The sequence below is a fragment of the Serratia sp. szju genome (genome assembly GCF_044594185.1).
Classification (GTDB): domain Bacteria; phylum Pseudomonadota; class Gammaproteobacteria; order Enterobacterales; family Enterobacteriaceae; genus Serratia; species Serratia bockelmannii.
On record NZ_CP172576.1, the window covers coordinates 4,146,352 to 4,162,821 of the forward strand.

Consider the following 16,470-nt stretch of genomic DNA (forward strand, 5'->3'; position numbering starts at 1 on the left):
GAGCGTCAGTGCTTCTCCAGCGCCTGGATGATGTGGTAAGCCGCCTCGACGCGATCGTCATTCGGGAACCACTTGTTGGCCAACATCACCACGGCGATATTCTTCGCCGGGATAAACACCGCGTAGGTGGAGAAACCGCCGGTAGAGCCGGTTTTGTTATACCAGCCGGCGCGCAATTCCGGCTGCGGCGGCGTGATGGCGGTGGCCGGCGTGCCGTTCATGATCATCCCGGCGTTGTTGCCTTCAACCAAACGCGACAGCTTCACCGGATACGGGTAGTTCTCCCACATCAGATCCTGCGTGAACGCGCCCGCCTTGTAATAACCGACGTGCGTCGCGGCCAGCGCGTCGCGCCACGGCTGCGCCACCTTCACCTGCAGCAGGTTGGCGTCCAGATAGCGAATCAGATCGCGGGCGTTGGACTTGATGCCGTAAGACTCGGCGTCCAGCGGGCCGGGATTGACCCGCACCGGCTTATCGTCCTTGCTGTAGCCCTGCGCATAGTTGGCCATCTGCGCCGCCGGCACCTGAACGTAGGTGTGGCTCATGCCCAGCGCCGGCAGCATCCCCTGTTCCATCGCCTGGATAAACGGCTGGTCGAGGCTCTTGGCGGCGATCATGCCCAGCATGCCGATGCCGAGGTTGGAATAAACGCGGTAGCTGCCCACCGGGTGTTTCGGCTGCCAGGCCCGGTAGTACGCCATCAGTTGGGCGTTGTTGGTCACGTCGTCCGGCACGAACAGCGGCAGGCCGGAGGTGTGGGTCGCCAGATTCAGCAGGCTGACGCCGTCGAAGGCGCTGCCGCGCAGCTCGGGCAGGTAGTGGCTGGCCGGGTCTTTAAACGACAGCTTGCCCTGCTGCTGCGCATAAACCGCCAGCGTCGCGGTGAAGGTTTTGCTCAGCGAGCCCACTTCGAACAACGTTTGCTCGGTGATCGGTTTGCCGGTCTGCTTCGAGGCGACGCCATACGGGTAAACCTGCTGTTTGCCGTCAACCGACACGGCGATCGCCATGCCCGGCACGCCATATTTTTTCATCAGCGGCTGAATAATGGCGTCGATATCCTGCTGCTGCGCGGCGTGCGCGGTCGGCAGGATCAGTGCGGCGATCAGCGCGGCCGCCAGGCGGTTCATTTTCGTCATGATAGAAACTCTTAGGTTGCAGGGTATCGGCCGCGGCCAAAAGTTTTTGTTGGCGTTATACACGGCGCTTTCCCTGATTGATGATGTCATTCCTTTACGGCTGCCGCGACACTCTCAGCAGCCGCGCCAAATATCGGATTTTGCCGCCGGGTTGACAAGCGATAATAATTTCAGCCAGCATAAAGAAAAACTTATGGCTATCGACAATGCGCAATCGACTTCCCCTCAACGCCCTGCGGGCGTTCGAATCCTCCGCCCGCCACCTGAACTTCACCCGCGCCGGCCTGGAGCTGCGGGTGACCCAGGCCGCCGTCAGCCAGCAGGTACGCATGCTGGAAGAACAACTGGGCATCCAGCTGTTCCGCCGCCTGCCGCGCGGGTTGGATCTGACCGAAGAGGGCCAGGCGCTGCTGCCGGTATTGAGCGACGCCTTCGACCACATCGAGGCGGTGCTGCAGCAGTTCGAAGGCGGGCATTTCCACGAGGTGCTGACGGTGGCGGTGGTCGGCACCTTCGCCGTCGGCTGGCTGATGCCGCGGCTGGCGGCGTTCCGCACGGCGCACCCGTTTATCGATCTGCGGGTGCTGACCCACAACAATCTGGTCAATCTGTCGGCCGACGGCATGGATTTCGCCATCCGCTTCGGCGAAGGCCTCTGGCCCGCCACCTGCAATATCAAGCTGTTCGACGCGCCGCTGACGGTGCTCTGCCCGCCGGCGGTCGCCGCGCGCCTGCGTACGCCGCAGGATCTGCAGCATGAGCAGCTGATGCGCACCTACCGCAAGGATGAATGGGAGCGCTGGTTCGCGGCGGCACAGGTGACGCCGTGGCGGATCAACGGCCCGGTGTTCGACTCGTCAAGGCTGATGGTGGAAGGCGCTATCCAGTGCGACGGCGTGGCGCTGGCGCCGGTCAGCATGTTCCGCCGCGAACTGGCCGCCGGCGCGTTGCAGCGGCCGTTCGCCGCCGAGGCCGCGCTCGGCGCCTATTGGCTGACCCATTTGAAATCGCGGGATCTGACGCCGGCGATGAAAACCTTTATCGGCTGGATCCGCCGGGAGGCGGAAGAGGAACAGCGGCAGGGCTAGGCGGAACCGCGCCGGATCAGCGTCGGCGGCAGAATGACGTTCTGCGCCGGCAGGTCAGCGTCACCGATGCGCTGCAGCAGGCGCGCGGCGGCACTGCGCCCCACTTCCCGCGCCGAGCTGGAGACGAAGGTCAGCGGCGGCTCGGTCAGTTCGGCTTCCGGCACGTCGCCGAAGCCGATCAGCGCCACCTGCCGCCCGTAGTAGGCGTCGACCCCGTCCGAGCCGATGCTGCGGCCGCTACGCGCCAGACCAAAATAGGCGCCGAGCGCCACCGACGCCTTGTGGCAGACGATGGCGGTAATGTTCGGGTAGTGGCGCAGCAGTTGCTCCGCCGCTTCCGCCGCCTGGCGCTGCCGGCAATCGCACTCGACGATCCATTCGCTGCGAAACGGCAAGCCGTACTGCACCAGCGTGGCGCAGAAACCGCCCAGCCGCTCGGCGCGCGTCAACGAGTCGCTCTGACCGCCGAGGTAGGCGATTTGGCTGTGGCCGCGTTTGATCAAAAATTCGGTGGCCAGCTTGGCGGCCTGCATGTTGTCCGGCCGTACCACGTCCACCCCATCGAGACCGCTGGAGCGCGCGACGCAGACCAGCGGCACGCCCTGCTCGGCCGCCTTCTCCTTCAGGCCAGCCGCCGCGCGAATGCCGCCCGCCAGCACGATGCCGTCAACGCCCTGCGCCAGCAGCGCGTCAAACGCGCGCTGCAAGCCCTGGCCGTCGTGCCCGCTCTGCGTCAAAAACAGCAGCTTGTCATGCGCCTCCAGCGCTTCGCTCAGACCGGCGGTCATTTCGGCATAGAAGGGTTCGCAAATGTCGCGCAGAATAAGGCCAATCACTCCGGACTCCCCGCCGCGCAGCGTCGCCGCCTGGCGATTGCGCACATAACCCAGCTGCTCTATCGCCTGATTGACCTTCTCGACGGTGGTCGGCGAAATGCGCCCCTTGCCGCTCAACACCAGGGAAACCGTGGTGACCGACACGCCCGCCTGCTGCGCCACATCGGTGATGGTGATTTTTTTGATGCTCATAGTCTCTGCGAACCCGTTCCTGGGCAACCCGCGCCGTAATGATCAAGGGTATACCGAATCCGTTAGCTCAGTAAAACGTTTTACTGCCTGCCGCATTGTCGCCAAAAACCGGGCGGCAGATTTGTGATTGGCGGCGCATTTTTGCTAGGTAAAACGTTTTATCTTCTTTTTACCTAATCAGAAGTCCCCTTTTTGCTCGTCTTTTCGCCAGGAGAAGTCGGTTATGTCAGCAGCCAACAAACAAAAAATCACCCTCTGGGAGTTCTTCCAGAGCCTGGGCAAAACGTTCATGTTACCCGTCGCCTTGCTCTCTTTCTGCGGCATCATGCTGGGGATCGGCAGCTCGCTGAGCAGCCGCGACGTGATCACCCTGATGCCGTTTATCGGCCATCCGATCTTCCAGCTGATCTTTACCTGGATGAGCAAGGTAGGCTCCTTCGCCTTCAGCTTCCTGCCGGTGATGTTCGCCATCGCCATTCCGCTGGGCATGGCGCGTGAGAACAAGGGCGTCGCCGCCTTCTCCGGCTTCGTCGGCTTCGCCGTGCTGAATCTGGGCACCAACTTCTACCTGACCGCCGCCGGCGTGCTGCCCACCAGCGATCCGCTGGTGCTGAAAGCCAACAATATCCAGAACATCCTCGGCATTCAGTCGATCGATACCGGTATCCTCGGCGCGGTGATCGTCGGCATCATCGTCTATCGCCTGCATGAACGCTTCCACACCATCCGCCTGCCGGACGCACTGGCGTTCTTCGGCGGCACGCGCTTCGTACCGATCGTCACCACCGTGGTGCTGGGCCTGTGCGGCCTGGTGATCCCGCTGATCTGGCCGTGGTTCGCCGCCGGCATCACCGGGCTGGGCTGGGTGATCAACAGCGCCGGCGCCTTTGGCCCGATGCTGTTCGGCACCGGCGAACGCTTGCTGCTGCCGTTCGGCCTGCAGCACATTCTGGTGGCGCTAATCCGCTTTACCGAGGCGGGCGGTACCATGGAGGTGTGCGGCCACAGCGTCAGCGGTGCCCTGACCATCTTCCAGGCGCAGCTCTCCTGTCCAACCACCACCGGCTTCGCCGAGAGCGCCACCCGCTTCCTGTCGCAGGGTAAAATGCCGGCGTTTCTCGGCGGCCTGCCGGGCGCGGCGCTGGCGATGTACCACTGCGCCAAGCCGGAGAACCGTCATAAAATCAAAGGGCTGTTGATTTCCGGCGTGGTGGCCTGCGTGGTTGGTGGCACCACCGAGCCGATCGAGTTCCTGTTCCTGTTCGTCGCGCCGTTCCTGTATCTGATCCACGCGCTGCTCACCGGGTTGGGCTTTACCGTGATGGCGCTGCTGGGCGTGACCATCGGCAACACCGACGGCAACATCATCGACTTCGTGGTGTTCGGCATTCTGCACGGCACCGCCACCAAGTGGTATCTGGTGCCGGTGGTGGCCGCCGTCTGGTTCGTCGGCTATTACGCCATTTTCCGCTTCGCCATCCAGCGTTTTAACATCAAAACGCCGGGCCGTGAGAGCGACAGCGCCGTCAGCCAAAGCGCGACGAGTGGCGCGGTGGGCAAATCCGGCTACAACGTGCCGGCGATTCTGGCGGCGCTCGGCGGCCCGGGCAACATTATCACGCTGGACAACTGCATCACCCGCCTGCGCCTGTCGGTCAACGATATGAGTCAGGTGGACGACGCGGCGCTGAAGGCCCACCGCGCCATCGGCGTGGTGCATCTCAACGACCATAATCTGCAGGTGGTGATCGGTCCGCAGGTGCAATCGGTGAAGGATGAATTAGACTCACTGATAGCCACGGCGCAACCTGCCGCGGCGCTGCAGGGAGCCACCCATGTTTGATTTCTCCACCCCGATCGACCGCCACGGCACCTGGTGCACCCAGTGGGACTATATCGCCGATCGTTTCGGCAGCGACGACCTGCTGCCGTTCACCATCTCCGATATGGATTTCGCCACCGCGCCGTGCATTCTCGAGGCGTTGCAGCAACGCCTGCAGCACGGCGTGCTGGGCTACAGCCGCTGGCAGCATGAGGATTTTCTCGGCGCGCTGCGCCACTGGTATCAGCAACGCTTCAACATCGCTATCGACACCGCAACGGCGGTGTACGGCCCTTCCGTTATCTACATGGCGGCGCAGCTGATCCGCCAATGGTCCATACCGGGCGACTATGTGGTGACCCATACCCCGGCCTATGACGCCTTCTACAAGGTGATCCTCGCCAACCAGCGCCAGCTGCTGGCCTGCCCGCTGCACAAGGCCGGGGACGACTGGCGCTGCGACATGGCGCATCTCGAAGCGCTGCTGGCGCGGCCGCAGACCAAGATCCTGTTGCTGTGCAGCCCGCATAACCCCACCGGCAAAGTGTGGCGCCGCGACGAGCTGCAGCAGATGGCCGAACTGTGCGAGCGCCATGACGTGCGCGTGATCAGCGATGAAATCCACATGGACATGGTCTGGGGTGAACACCGCCATACGCCGTGGAGCCAGGTGGCGAGCGGCGCCTGGGCCTTGCTGACCTCCGGCTCCAAGAGTTTCAACATTCCGGCACTGACCGGCGCCTACGGCTTTATCAGTGACGACGCCAGCCGCGAAGCCTATTTCCAGCAGCTCAAAGCCCGCGATGGCCTCTCCTCGCCGGCGGTGCTGGCGGTGGCGGCGCACGTGGCCGCCTACCGCCACGGCGAACCCTGGCTGGACGCCCTGCGCGACTACCTGCAGGATAATCTGACCTACGTCGCCGAGCGGCTGGAGCAGGCGTTTCCCGCGCTGGGCTGGCGCCCGCCGCAGGCCACCTACCTGGCCTGGATCGATCTGCGGCCGCTGGCCGTGGACGATCGGGCGCTGCAGCAGGTGCTGATCGAGCGTGAAAAGGTGGCGATCATGCCGGGCTTTACCTACGGCGAGGAAGGCCGCGGGTTCCTGCGTCTCAACGTCGGCTGCCCGCGCAGCAAGCTGGAGGCCGGCATGGACAAGCTGATCGCCGGATTGAGGTTGGTGCTGGACGAGCAATAACGCGAGGGGGCGAGCCTCTGCCCGCCCCGGCGTTACGACTGAACAGACGGGATCTCCTCCAGATGATGATAAACCGTCAATCCCCACTCGTTGGCCAGCCGCACGTCGTTATCGGCCCCCGCAGACGCCCCTTCGATGCGATACACCGCCTGACACTGTGCAATCAGCTGATGCGCCACCGGGTAAAGAAACGCCTCGCTCACCGCATCGCCAACCTGAGTGGAACCTGCCGCCGCAGCCAAAGGCAGCGCCAGCCACTCGCCGATCACCGGCACGTGCCCCCGCTGGTAAACCGCCAGCGCGGCCTGTTCCAGGCGCGCCAGATTGGCGGCGATACGCTGCGGATCGCCATCGGTGCCGCTGCGATAAGGGCCGGCAATCAAGATTTGTTGTGCTTTCATCGTTCTTCCTCCAACGTCCGGTTCAAGGCGACAAACTGCAGCAGCATGATGGTCTTGGCGTCAACGATCGTGCCCTGGCGAATCGCCTGCAGGGCTTGCGCCAGCGGCAGCTCGAGCACCTCCAGATCTTCCCCCTCCGCCGCCACCCCGCCGCCCTCGTTGATGCGGTCGCCCGCCTGATATTCGCCGACGAAAAAGTGCAGCTTCTCGGTGACCGAGCCTGGGCTCATATAGGCTTCGAATACTTTCTCCACGCTCTGCACGAAATAGCCGGTTTCCTCTTCCGCTTCGGCGCGGATGCGTGCCTCCGGCGACGCGTTGTCCAGCAACCCGGCGGCAGCCTCAATCAACATGCCGTCATGGCCGTTGACGAAGGCCGGAAAGCGGAACTGGCGCGTCAGGATCACCGTTTGCGCCTGCCGGTTGAACAGCAAAATGACCGCGCCATCACCGCGATCGTAGGTCTCGCGACTTTGCCGCTGCCAGACGCCGTCGCGCCGCAGAAAATCAAAGGTGGTTTTTTTCAGCAGGTACCAGTCATCGGACAACACCCGGGTTTCGACAATGCGAACCCTGTCTTTAGTGGCTATCATCGGTTTACTCCGCCAGAGGAAGGAAATTGATACTATCGTGCGGTTTCGTGTATGATCAAGATATTTCGTGCAAACCAAATTTGAGAGGAAAATGGCCATGTTGACCAGCCAACGCAAGAAAATCATCCTGGAAAAACTGGCTCAGGACGGCCAGGTGTTAGCCAAGCAGCTCAGCGAAATGTTCGGGCTGTCGGAAGATACGGTCCGGCGCGATCTGCGCGAATTGGACGCCGAAGGGTTGCTACAGCGGGTGCATGGCGGCGCCCTGCCGGTTTCTTCCGCCATTGCCAGCTTTGCCGAACGCAATCAGTTGGAATCCGGCGCCAAACGCGCGATCGCCAAAGCGGCAGCGGCGCTGATCGCCCCCGGCCAGGTAGTGATTATCGACGGAGGCACCACCTCTGCAGAGCTGGTCAGGCAACTGCCGGCCAACCTCAACGCCACCATCGTCACCCACAGCCCCAGCGTCGCCGTGGGCCTGGTCGATCACCCCACGGTCGAGGTGATTCTGATCGGTGGCCGGCTGTACAAGCATTCGATCGTCAGCGTCGGCGCCGCCGCGGTGGAAGCGATGTCGCATATTCGCGCCGATCTCTATTTTATGGGCGTGACCGGCGTACACCCCACTGCGGGGCTGAGCACCGGCGATCTGGAGGAGGCTTACATCAAACGCGCGCTGGCGGCCCGCGCGGCGGAAACCGTGGTGCTGGCTTCCGCCGCCAAGCTTAACGCCGCCTCGCAGTATGCGATCGGCGATATTACGCTGGCGCACACCATCATCGTTGAGCGGGCTACCGATGACGCGCTGATCGCGCCGTTGCAGCAGGCGGGCGTCAGCGTGTTGAAAGCCTGATTCACGACGATAATGCGATATATCTCGCATTATTTGTGATTCACGTCACTTTTTTATGCAACGCGATGGCAAGTTTCATCCATTTGTTTTTATACTGTTCTGCACTTTACCTACGAAAATTAGCGAGTGCCCAGCATGATCGATCCCCGCCTACCGCTTACCGACATTCACCGCCATCTCGACGGCAACATCCGCGCGCAGACCATTCTCGACCTCGGTCGCCAGTTCAATCTCGCCCTGCCGGCCAATGATTTGGAGAGCCTGCGCCCGCACGTGCAGATCACCCATGCCGAACCGGACCTGGTCAGCTTCCTGCAGAAACTGGACTGGGGCGTGGCGGTGCTGGGCGATCTGGACGCCTGCCGCCGGGTGGCTTACGAAAACGTCGAGGACGCCGCCAACGCCGGCCTGCACTACGCCGAGCTGCGTTTTTCCCCTTACTACATGGCGATGAAGCATCAGCTGCCGGTCGCCGGCGTGGTGGAAGCGGTGATCGACGGGATCCGCTCGGGCTGCCGCGATCGCGACATCGACATTCGCCTGATCGGCATCATGAGCCGCACCTTCGGCGAGGCTGCCTGTCTGCAAGAGCTGGAAGGATTGCTGGCGCACCGCGACGGCATTACCGCGCTGGACTTGGCGGGCGATGAGCTGGGCTTCCCCGGTAGCCTGTTCCTCAGCCACTTCAACCGCGCGCGCGACGCCGGCCTGCGCATCACCGTGCACGCGGGCGAAGCCGCCGGCCCGGAAAGCATCTGGCAGGCGATCCGCGAGCTGGGTGCCGAACGTATCGGCCACGGGGTGAAAGCGGTCGAAGATCCAGCGCTGATGGACTTCCTGGCGGAACACGGCATCGGTATCGAGTCCTGCCTGACCTCCAACATCCAGACCAGCACCGTGCCGTCGCTGGCGCAGCATCCGCTGGCCACTTTCCTGCGCCACGGCGTGCTGGCGTCGATCAACACCGACGATCCGGCGGTTCAGGGCATCGAGATCGAGCATGAATACCGCGTCGCCGCGCCGCAGGCCGGGCTGACACCGGAAGAAATCCGCACCGCTCAGGAAAATGGCCTGAAGCTGGCTTTCCTCAGCGAACAGGAAAAACAGGCACTGCGCGCCAAAGTGCAGGGCTAAATCTCCCAAGGCGCCAAACGGCGCCTTCTTCTCATCCCCCGTTTTCTTCCGCCTGCTCGTCTTTATCGCTGTTTTCACCCCATCACTCTGTGGCAAGAGAGGAATTCCGTATGTCTGACAAACTACGCCGCATCGTGCTGACCGGCGGCCCGGGTTCGGGCAAAAGCACGCTCATCGACGTTCTTCATCGCCGTGGTTACCCGCACTCCTTGGAGGCGGGCCGGGCGATTATTCAGCATCAGGTGAATATTGGGGGTAATGCGCTACCGTGGGGCGATCGTCAGGCTTTCGCCGAGCGGATGCTCGATTGGGAACTGCATTCATGGCGCGAAGCGACGGGTGCAACATGTTGGTTCTTCGATCGCGGCCTGCCGGATATCGCCGGTTACCTGACGCTGTGCGGATTATCGATCCCCGCCCCCTTAACGGCGGCGATCGACGCCTTTCGCTATGCCGATACGGTGTTCATCACCCCACCGTGGCGAGCGATTTATGCGCAGGACAGCGAGAGGAAACAGTCTTTCGCCGAAGCCGAGCAGACCTATCGGGCGATGGTGGCCATCTATCGCCGTTATGGCTATCGGCTGCAGGAGCTGCCGCGCGTTTCACCCGATGAGCGCGCCGACTTTCTGCTCGACGCGCTGAGCCACCGTTAGCGGCCTGCGGCCTATTTGGCCACCAGCGCCTCCGCCTCGGCCCGCTGTTTAGCGGTTTTACGCGCATAGCGCTGCGCCAGCACCGCGCACACCATCAGTTGAACCTGGTGGAAAATCATCAGCGGCAGCACCATGGCGCCCACCGCCGCGGCCGGGAACAGCACGTTGGCCATCGGGATGCCGTTCGCCAGGCTCTTTTTCGAGCCGCAGAAGACGATGGTGATCTCATCGGCGGTGTTGAAGCCCAGCCAGCGCGCCGCATAGGTGTTGATCACCAGCACCACCGTCAGCAGCACCAGCGACATCACCAGGATAGTCAGCAGCGACCAACCGTCGATACGGTGCCAAATCCCTTCCACCACCGCCGCGCTGAATGCGGTATACACCACCAGCAGGATCGATGAACGGTCGGTCAAGTTGATCAACTTGCGATGGCGATCGACCCACTTGCCGATCAATGGCCGCGCCAGGTGACCGACCACAAATGGCACCATCAATTGCAGAATGATCGAACCGATGGCGTGCAATACGTCGGTATTGCCGCCCTGGGTATGCATCAACGCCCCCACCAGCAGCGGCGACAGGAACACGCCGAGAATGCTCGATGCCGAGGCGCTGCAGATCGCCGCCGCCACGTTGCCGCCCGCCGCCGACGTAAAGGCGATGGCCGATTGCACCGTGGCCGGCAGCGCGCACAGGTAGAGGAAGCCGAGATAGACCGTCGGCGTCATGATGCCCGGCACCAGCAGGTTCATCGCCAGCCCGAGCAGCGGGAACAGCGCAAAGGTGCTGAGGAACACCAGCAGGTGCAGCTTCCAGTGACTCATGCCAGCGATGATCGCCTCGCGCGACAGCTTGGCGCCGTGCATAAAGAACAGCAGCGCGATGGCGGCGGTGGTCAGGTGTTCAAAGAAGGTTTTCCAGATGCCTTCGCAGGGGAACAGCGAGGCGACGATCACCACAAAAATCAGAACCAGCAAAAATTTATCAATGCGCAAACGCTGCAACCAGGACATGAAACGGATTTCCTTGCACGTAAAGTCGTAAAAAGGCCCGACGTTGCGCCGGGCACAGAGGAATGAACGGGATCAGACCACCGGCAGCGCCTGCTGCAGCCGGGCCGATTCCAACCCCAGTTCGATCAATGCCATTACCGCGATGGCGTCGGCGGCCGGCACCGGATTTTCGCCTATGCCGGCAATCGCGTCGCGCACCGCCGCGTAATAAGCCGGGTAATTGCCGGGAATATTGAGCAGCGGTTTCTCAGCCAGCAGATCGTCACGTGACAGCGTCACTACACCATCGCGCATGTCATAGCCCCAATCGGCCTGTGGCAGGCGCTCACCGGCCTTCAGTCGGTCTTCCTGCGGATCCAGGCCATATTTGACATAGCTGCCACGGGTGCCGTGCACCACGTAGCGCGGGCTCTCTGCCGCAGCCAGCATGCTGGCGTGCAGCACCACACGGCGATCGCCATAGCTCAGCAGCGCGTGGAAATAGTCCACCGCCTGCGCCCCCGGCCGCAGCTCACCCAGATCGACAAACAGCCGTTCGGGTTTGCCGAAGAGTTGCAGCGCCTGATCGAGCAGATGCGGCCCCAAATCGAACCAGATACCGCTGCCGACGCCGCCCTGTTCGCGCCAGCGCTGGCGCACCTGCGGCCGATAGCGATCGAAATGTGACTCGAAATACACCACCTCGCCCAGCGCCCCCTCATTCAGCAGCGCTTTAAGGGTGAGGAAATCACTGTCCCAGCGGCGGTTGTGGAACACCGACAGCAGTAAACCGCTCTGCTGCGCCTGCTGTTGCAGCGCCTGCGCCTGTGACAATGTCACGGTAAACGGTTTATCCACCACCACGTGCTTGCCGGCGGCCAGCGCCTGCTGCGCCAGCGGGAAATGGGTATCGTTGGGGGTAGGAATTACGATCAGATCGAGGGCCGGATCGGCGAACAGCGCCTGCGCATCGCCCACCACCGCCATCGATGGCCAGTCGGCGTGCACTTTGCCGGCATCGCTGCTGGAGACGGCGGCCAGCTCCAGCCCCGGCGTACCGGCAATCAGCGGCGCATGAAAGGTTTTGCCGGCGTAGCCGTAACCGACCAACCCGACACGAATTTTCTCAGCCATGGGATTTCCTCTTGCTGGCTCACGACAGACCCTTTCGATTTGACACCATGCGGCCGGATGGAACAAGAAGTAAATGAGATGTTAATTCTAAGCGGGGCCGGCGTAGCCAAACGTGCGGCCCGGCGTCGCGATGCCGAGCTATCCGGTTGATAGAGATGACGAAGCCAATATTACCCGCTAAGCTATGCCGCCTGTGATCCCCGTTTCAATCAGGAAGCCTTTATGTCTCAAGCTGAATACACTCGTATCGGCGGTTGGTTGCTGGCCCCGTTGGCCTATCTGATCGTCACCCTGCTCAGCGCCAGCCTGATGCTGCTCCTGTACGCCATGGCGATCTTCATGCCCGAGTCGCGCGACTATCTGTTGACCAACGCCCAGGCATTTACCCTGCAGTGGTATTTTTCGGTGCTGACCACGCTCTTGATGTGGTGCTTCACCCTGTGGCTGGTGTTTTTGTTTTGCCAGCGCTCGCAGCGCTTCCCCAAGCTGTTCTTGTTATGGCTGCTGATCACGGTAATTCTGGCGGTGAAAGCCTTCGCCTTTGCGCCGGTGCCGGATGAAGTGGCGGTGCGCAGCCTCGGCTGGCCGCTGCTGATGGCGGCGCTGCTGGTGCCTTACATCAAGCGTTCGCAGCGGGTCAAAGGGACCTTTACCGAACGTTAAAGGGAGTTGCAGCACGTTTTATTGGGTGATTTGTGTAAATTTTCGCCAAAAAAGGCAATACCCCTGCGATTCATATGTTGTCGTCCGGCCGCCGATTCCCGATAATAGGCGGCTTTTATTTTTTTAGGCATCGCAATGACCGAATACCTGCTCCTGTTTGTCGGCACCGTACTGGTGAACAACTTCGTTCTGGTGAAGTTTCTTGGCCTGTGTCCGTTCCTCGGCGTTTCCAAGAAGCTGGAAAGCGCCATCGGCATGGGAATGGCCACCACCTTCGTCATGACGCTGGCTTCCGTCAGCGCCTGGGTGATCAACACCTTTATTCTGGTTCCGCTGGATCTGGTGTATCTGCGCACGCTCTCCTTCATTCTGGTGATCGCCGTGGTCGTGCAGTTCACCGAGATGGTGGTGCGCAAAACCAGCCCGGCGCTCTACCGCCTGCTGGGCATATTCCTGCCGTTGATCACCACCAACTGTGCGGTGCTGGGCGTAGCGTTGCTCAACGTCAACCTCGGCTATAACTTCCTGCAGTCCGCCGTTTACGGCTTCAGCGCCGCCGCCGGTTTCTCGCTGGTCATGGTGCTGTTCGCCGCCATTCGTGAACGTCTGGCGGTCGCCGACGTCCCGGCGCCGTTCCGCGGCTCCTCAATCGCGCTGATCACCGCCGGGCTGATGTCGCTGGCCTTTATGGGCTTTACCGGGCTGGTGAAATTCTAATGACTGCGTTGTGGATAGCTATCGCGGCTTTAAGCGCGCTCGGGCTGCTGTTCGGACTGGTGCTGGGCTACGCCGCGCGCCGTTTTGAGGTGGAAGAGGATCCGGTCGCCGAGCAGGTCGACGCGATCCTGCCGCAGAGCCAGTGCGGGCAGTGCGGCTACCCCGGCTGTCGCCCCTATGCCGAGGCGGTGGCCAACGGCGAGATGATCAACAAATGCGCGCCGGGCGGCGAACAGGTGATGCTGAAACTGGCGGAGCTGCTCAACGTAGAGCCGCAGCCGCTGGGCAGCGAAGCCGCCGCCGAGCCGGAGCGTAAAGTGGCCTATATCGACGAGGCCAACTGCATCGGCTGCACCAAGTGCATTCAGGCCTGCCCGGTGGACGCCATCGTCGGCGCCACCCGCGCCATGCACACCGTCATCACCGACCTCTGTACCGGCTGCGATCTGTGCGTCGCCCCTTGCCCTACCGACTGTATTGAAATGAGACCGGTCGCCACCACCACCGCCAACTGGAAGTGGGACATGAAGACGATCCCGGTGCAAGTGATCCACGTGGAGCAACATGCTTAATCTGTTCGCCGCCTTTAAAAAAGACCGGATCTGGGATTTCGACGGCGGGATCCATCCACCGGAAATGAAAACGCAGTCCAGCGGTGCGCCGCTGCGTGTCGCGCCCCTGCCCAAGACCTTTATCATTCCGCTGCAGCAGCATTTGGGGCCGGAAGGCGAGCTGTGCGTCAGCGCCGGCGATCGGGTGTTGAAAGGCCAACCGCTGACCGTCGGCCGCGGCCGCACCGTGCCTGTGCATGCCCCGACCTCGGGCACCGTCAGCGCCATTACCCCGCACATCACCGCTCACCCGTCCGGGCTGACGGAGCTGTGCGTGATTATCGAGGCAGACGGGGAAGACCGCTGGTGCGAGCGCGATCCGGTGGCGGACTATCGCCAATCGCCCGCCACGGAACTGATTCAACGTATTCATCAGGCCGGCATCGCCGGCCTGGGCGGCGCCGGTTTCCCGACCGCCAGCAAGCTGCAAGGCGGCATGAGCGGCGTGGAAACGCTGATCCTCAACGCCGCCGAGTGCGAGCCTTACATCACCGCCGACGACCGCCTGATGCAGGAACATGCCGATCAGATCATTGAAGGCACGCAGATCCTGCAACACATTCTGCAACCCAAGCTCACGCTGATCGGCATCGAAGACAACAAACCGGAGGCAATCGCGGCGCTGAAACAGGCGTTACGCGGCCAGTCCAGCATTGCGCTGCGCGTCATCCCGACCAAATACCCGTCCGGTGGCGCCAAGCAGCTGACCAAAATTTTGACCGGCAAGGAAGTGCCGCACGGCAAACACTCCTCCGCTATCGGCGTATTGATGCAAAACGTCGGCACCGCCTTCGCCATCAAGCGAGCGATCGTCAACGGCGAACCGCTGATTGAGCGCGTAGTGACCCTGACCGGCGAGGCGATCGAGCGCCCCGGTAACCTGTGGGCGCGCATCGGCACGCCGGTGCAGCACCTGCTTGACTTCACCGGTTTCCGCCCGCAGGCGCAGCAGATGGTGGTCATGGGTGGCCCGCTGATGGGCTTCACCCTGCCCGCGCTGAACGTGCCAATCGTCAAGATTAGCAACTGTATTCTGGCGCCGACGGTCGATGAAATGACGCCGCAGGAACCCGAGCAATCCTGCATCCGCTGCGGCCTGTGCGTGGACGCTTGCCCCGCCGGGCTGCTGCCGCAACAGCTGTACTGGTTCAGCCGCGGGCAGGAGCACGACAAGGCACGTAACCACAACCTGTTCGATTGCATCGAATGCGGCGCCTGCGCGTTCGTCTGCCCCAGCAACATTCCGCTGGTGCAGTACTACCGTCAGGAAAAGGCCGAAATCAAGGCTATCGATCTGGAGGCGGCGCGCACCGCCGAGGCCAAGGCCCGTTTCGAAGCCAAGCAGGCCCGTCTGGAGCGCGAGAAACTGGCGCGCGAAGAGCGACATAAAAAGGCCGCCGTGAAACTGACCGACGACGATCAGGGCGCGGTGCAGGCCGCGCTGGCGCGCGTACGCAGCAAGAATGCCGAAGCGGCGGTTACGCCGGTCGACGGCCAGCAGCCGGACAACAGCGAGATGATCGCTGCCCGCGAAGCACGTAAAGCGCAGGCGCGCGAACGACGTGCCCAGCTGGCTGCCGAGGTGGAAACGAAAGCACCGCCGGCGGCCACCGGCGACGACGCGCGTAAAGAAGCGCCGGCCGCAACAGAGGACGATCCGCGGAAAGCGGCCGTTGCTGCCGCCTTGGCGCGCGTGAAGGCCAAAAAAGCGGAGCAACAATCTGACGCCCCTGCAGCGGCGGAACCGGCTCCGGCAACCGCCGAGGAAGATCCGCGCAAGGCCGCGGTGGCAGCGGCTATCGCCCGCGCCAAAGCCAAAAAAGCCGCGCAGCAGGCCGATGCCCCTGCAGCGGCGGAACCGGCTCCGGCAACCGCCGAGGAAGATCCGCGCAAGGCCGCGGTGGCAGCGGCTATCGCCCGCGCCAAAGCCAAAAAAGCCGCGCAGCAGGCCGATGCCCCTGCAGCGGCGGAACCGGCTCCGGCTGCCGCCGAGGAAGACCCGCGCAAAGCAGCGGTTGCCGCGGCACTGGCACGTGTAAAAGCCAAGAAAGCCGCGCAACAGGCGGATGCTCCTGCAGCGGCGGAACCGGCTCCGGCAATCGCCGAGGAAGATCCGCGCAAGGCCGCGGTGGCAGCGGCTATCGCCCGCGCCAAAGCCAAAAAAGCCGCGCAGCAGGCCGATGCCCCTGCAGCGGCGGAACCGGCTCCGGCTGCCGTCGAGGAAGACCCGCGCAAAGCAGCGGTTGCCGCGGCACTGGCACGTGTAAAAGCCAAGAAAGCCGCGCAGCAGGCGGATGCTCCTGCAGCGGCGGAACCGACGCCGGTTGCCGCCGAGGAAGACCCGCGCAAGGCGGCGGTGGCAGCGGCTATCGCCCGCGCCAAAGCCAAAAAAGCCGCCAGGGAATCGCTGACGGCGGAAACGGAAGACAAATGATGAC

At 62.7% G+C, this 16,470-nt stretch carries 16 protein-coding genes; 10 read left to right on the forward strand and 6 right to left on the reverse strand.

Features of this window, described 5'->3' with window-relative positions:
* Positions 1-5 precede the first annotated feature (5 nt).
* A complete protein-coding gene (gene blaSRT, locus RE418_RS19520) occupies positions 6-1,142 on the reverse strand; it encodes an SRT/SST family class C beta-lactamase (RefSeq protein WP_089180854.1) in 1,137 nt (378 codons plus the stop codon).
* 206 nt (positions 1,143-1,348) lie between these two features.
* Between blaSRT and RE418_RS19525 the strand changes: the two genes are divergently transcribed.
* Positions 1,349-2,230 (forward strand): LysR family transcriptional regulator, encoded by an 882-nt coding sequence (locus RE418_RS19525; protein WP_089180853.1) that lies wholly within the window; start codon positions 1,349-1,351, stop codon positions 2,228-2,230.
* On the opposite strand, the gene RE418_RS19530 is transcribed toward RE418_RS19525, so the two are convergent.
* Positions 2,227-3,258 carry a Mal regulon transcriptional regulator MalI gene (locus tag RE418_RS19530; RefSeq protein ID WP_089180852.1) on the reverse strand — a complete coding sequence of 344 codons (1,032 nt, stop codon included), beginning with the start codon at positions 3,256-3,258 and terminating at the stop codon, positions 2,227-2,229. The two genes, RE418_RS19525 and RE418_RS19530, sit on opposite strands and share 4 nt — an antisense overlap.
* A gap of 223 nt (positions 3,259-3,481) precedes the next feature.
* Between RE418_RS19530 and malX the strand changes: the two genes are divergently transcribed.
* Both malX and RE418_RS19540 read left to right on the forward strand, forming a co-directional pair.
* The gene (gene malX, locus RE418_RS19535) at positions 3,482-5,101 is read left to right on the forward strand and encodes a maltose/glucose-specific PTS transporter subunit IIBC (protein ID WP_089180851.1); all 1,620 of its coding nucleotides are present in this window, start codon (positions 3,482-3,484) and stop codon (positions 5,099-5,101) included.
* Positions 5,094-6,275 carry a MalY/PatB family protein gene (locus RE418_RS19540; RefSeq protein ID WP_089180850.1) on the forward strand — a complete coding sequence of 394 codons (1,182 nt, stop codon included), beginning with the start codon at positions 5,094-5,096 and terminating at the stop codon, positions 6,273-6,275. The genes malX and RE418_RS19540 overlap by 8 nt, the downstream gene beginning before the upstream one ends.
* Positions 6,276-6,307: 32 nt before the next feature.
* On the opposite strand, the gene RE418_RS19545 is transcribed toward RE418_RS19540, so the two are convergent.
* Positions 6,308-6,676: a hypothetical protein gene (locus RE418_RS19545; protein WP_060432978.1), complete on the reverse strand. Its 369-nt coding sequence runs from the start codon at positions 6,674-6,676 to the stop codon at positions 6,308-6,310.
* Positions 6,673-7,269, reverse strand: a complete 597-nt coding sequence (locus tag RE418_RS19550) for an NUDIX domain-containing protein (protein ID WP_089180849.1) — start codon at positions 7,267-7,269, stop codon at positions 6,673-6,675. The genes RE418_RS19545 and RE418_RS19550 overlap by 4 nt, the downstream gene beginning before the upstream one ends.
* 97 nt (positions 7,270-7,366) lie before the next feature.
* Here RE418_RS19550 and RE418_RS19555 point away from each other — a divergent pair, with 97 nt between their 5' ends.
* The 3 genes from RE418_RS19555 to RE418_RS19565 all read left to right on the forward strand — a co-directional run bounded on the left by RE418_RS19555 (position 7,367) and on the right by RE418_RS19565 (position 9,912).
* A complete protein-coding gene (locus RE418_RS19555) occupies positions 7,367-8,122 on the forward strand; it encodes a DeoR/GlpR family DNA-binding transcription regulator (protein ID WP_025302690.1) in 756 nt (251 codons plus the stop codon).
* 135 nt (positions 8,123-8,257) lie between these two features.
* Positions 8,258-9,256 carry an adenosine deaminase gene (add, locus tag RE418_RS19560; RefSeq protein WP_016927887.1) on the forward strand — a complete coding sequence of 333 codons (999 nt, stop codon included), beginning with the start codon at positions 8,258-8,260 and terminating at the stop codon, positions 9,254-9,256.
* Positions 9,257-9,366: 110 nt separating this feature from the next.
* Entirely contained in the window at positions 9,367-9,912 is a 546-nt protein-coding gene (locus RE418_RS19565; protein WP_043143298.1) for an AAA family ATPase, read from the forward strand.
* An 11-nt stretch (positions 9,913-9,923) separates the two neighbouring features.
* On the opposite strand, the gene RE418_RS19570 is transcribed toward RE418_RS19565, so the two are convergent.
* Together RE418_RS19570 and RE418_RS19575 are read right to left on the reverse strand one after the other, a co-directional pair.
* A complete protein-coding gene (locus tag RE418_RS19570) occupies positions 9,924-10,928 on the reverse strand; it encodes a bile acid:sodium symporter family protein (RefSeq protein WP_089180848.1) in 1,005 nt (334 codons plus the stop codon).
* Positions 10,929-11,000: 72 nt separating this feature from the next.
* Positions 11,001-12,041, reverse strand: coding sequence for an oxidoreductase (locus RE418_RS19575; protein WP_089180847.1), 1,041 nt, complete (start codon positions 12,039-12,041; stop codon positions 11,001-11,003).
* Positions 12,042-12,263: 222 nt separating this feature from the next.
* Between RE418_RS19575 and RE418_RS19580 the strand changes: the two genes are divergently transcribed.
* The 4 genes from RE418_RS19580 to rsxC all read left to right on the forward strand — a co-directional run bounded on the left by RE418_RS19580 (position 12,264) and on the right by rsxC (position 16,466).
* Entirely contained in the window at positions 12,264-12,704 is a 441-nt protein-coding gene (locus RE418_RS19580; protein ID WP_089180846.1) for a DUF2569 domain-containing protein, read from the forward strand.
* A 135-nt stretch (positions 12,705-12,839) separates the two neighbouring features.
* Positions 12,840-13,421 (forward strand): electron transport complex subunit RsxA, encoded by a 582-nt coding sequence (rsxA, locus tag RE418_RS19585; RefSeq protein WP_004938443.1) that lies wholly within the window; start codon positions 12,840-12,842, stop codon positions 13,419-13,421.
* Entirely contained in the window at positions 13,421-13,993 is a 573-nt protein-coding gene (rsxB, locus tag RE418_RS19590) for an electron transport complex subunit RsxB (protein ID WP_004938428.1), read from the forward strand. Before rsxA ends, rsxB begins: the two co-directional genes overlap by 1 nt.
* Positions 13,986-16,466 carry an electron transport complex subunit RsxC gene (gene rsxC / locus RE418_RS19595; protein WP_399675469.1) on the forward strand — a complete coding sequence of 827 codons (2,481 nt, stop codon included), beginning with the start codon at positions 13,986-13,988 and terminating at the stop codon, positions 16,464-16,466. The genes rsxB and rsxC overlap by 8 nt, the downstream gene beginning before the upstream one ends.
* Positions 16,467-16,470 lie beyond the last annotated feature (4 nt).

Bases quoted from the DNA above. Each gene is read 5' to 3' on its own strand.
- blaSRT (WP_089180854.1), bottom strand. From the start codon at position 1,142: ATGACGAAAATGAACCGCCTGGCGGCCGCGCTGATCGCCGCACTGATC.
- RE418_RS19525 (WP_089180853.1), top strand. From the start codon at position 1,349: ATGCGCAATCGACTTCCCCTCAACGCCCTGCGGGCGTTCGAATCCTCC.
- RE418_RS19530 (WP_089180852.1), bottom strand. From the start codon at position 3,258: ATGAGCATCAAAAAAATCACCATCACCGATGTGGCGCAGCAGGCGGGC.
- malX (WP_089180851.1), top strand. From the start codon at position 3,482: ATGTCAGCAGCCAACAAACAAAAAATCACCCTCTGGGAGTTCTTCCAG.
- RE418_RS19540 (WP_089180850.1), top strand. From the start codon at position 5,094: ATGTTTGATTTCTCCACCCCGATCGACCGCCACGGCACCTGGTGCACC.
- RE418_RS19545 (WP_060432978.1), bottom strand. From the start codon at position 6,676: ATGAAAGCACAACAAATCTTGATTGCCGGCCCTTATCGCAGCGGCACC.
- RE418_RS19550 (WP_089180849.1), bottom strand. From the start codon at position 7,269: ATGATAGCCACTAAAGACAGGGTTCGCATTGTCGAAACCCGGGTGTTG.
- RE418_RS19555 (WP_025302690.1), top strand. From the start codon at position 7,367: ATGTTGACCAGCCAACGCAAGAAAATCATCCTGGAAAAACTGGCTCAG.
- add (WP_016927887.1), top strand. From the start codon at position 8,258: ATGATCGATCCCCGCCTACCGCTTACCGACATTCACCGCCATCTCGAC.
- RE418_RS19565 (WP_043143298.1), top strand. From the start codon at position 9,367: ATGTCTGACAAACTACGCCGCATCGTGCTGACCGGCGGCCCGGGTTCG.
- RE418_RS19570 (WP_089180848.1), bottom strand. From the start codon at position 10,928: ATGTCCTGGTTGCAGCGTTTGCGCATTGATAAATTTTTGCTGGTTCTG.
- RE418_RS19575 (WP_089180847.1), bottom strand. From the start codon at position 12,041: ATGGCTGAGAAAATTCGTGTCGGGTTGGTCGGTTACGGCTACGCCGGC.
- RE418_RS19580 (WP_089180846.1), top strand. From the start codon at position 12,264: ATGTCTCAAGCTGAATACACTCGTATCGGCGGTTGGTTGCTGGCCCCG.
- rsxA (WP_004938443.1), top strand. From the start codon at position 12,840: ATGACCGAATACCTGCTCCTGTTTGTCGGCACCGTACTGGTGAACAAC.
- rsxB (WP_004938428.1), top strand. From the start codon at position 13,421: ATGACTGCGTTGTGGATAGCTATCGCGGCTTTAAGCGCGCTCGGGCTG.
- rsxC (WP_399675469.1), top strand. From the start codon at position 13,986: ATGCTTAATCTGTTCGCCGCCTTTAAAAAAGACCGGATCTGGGATTTC.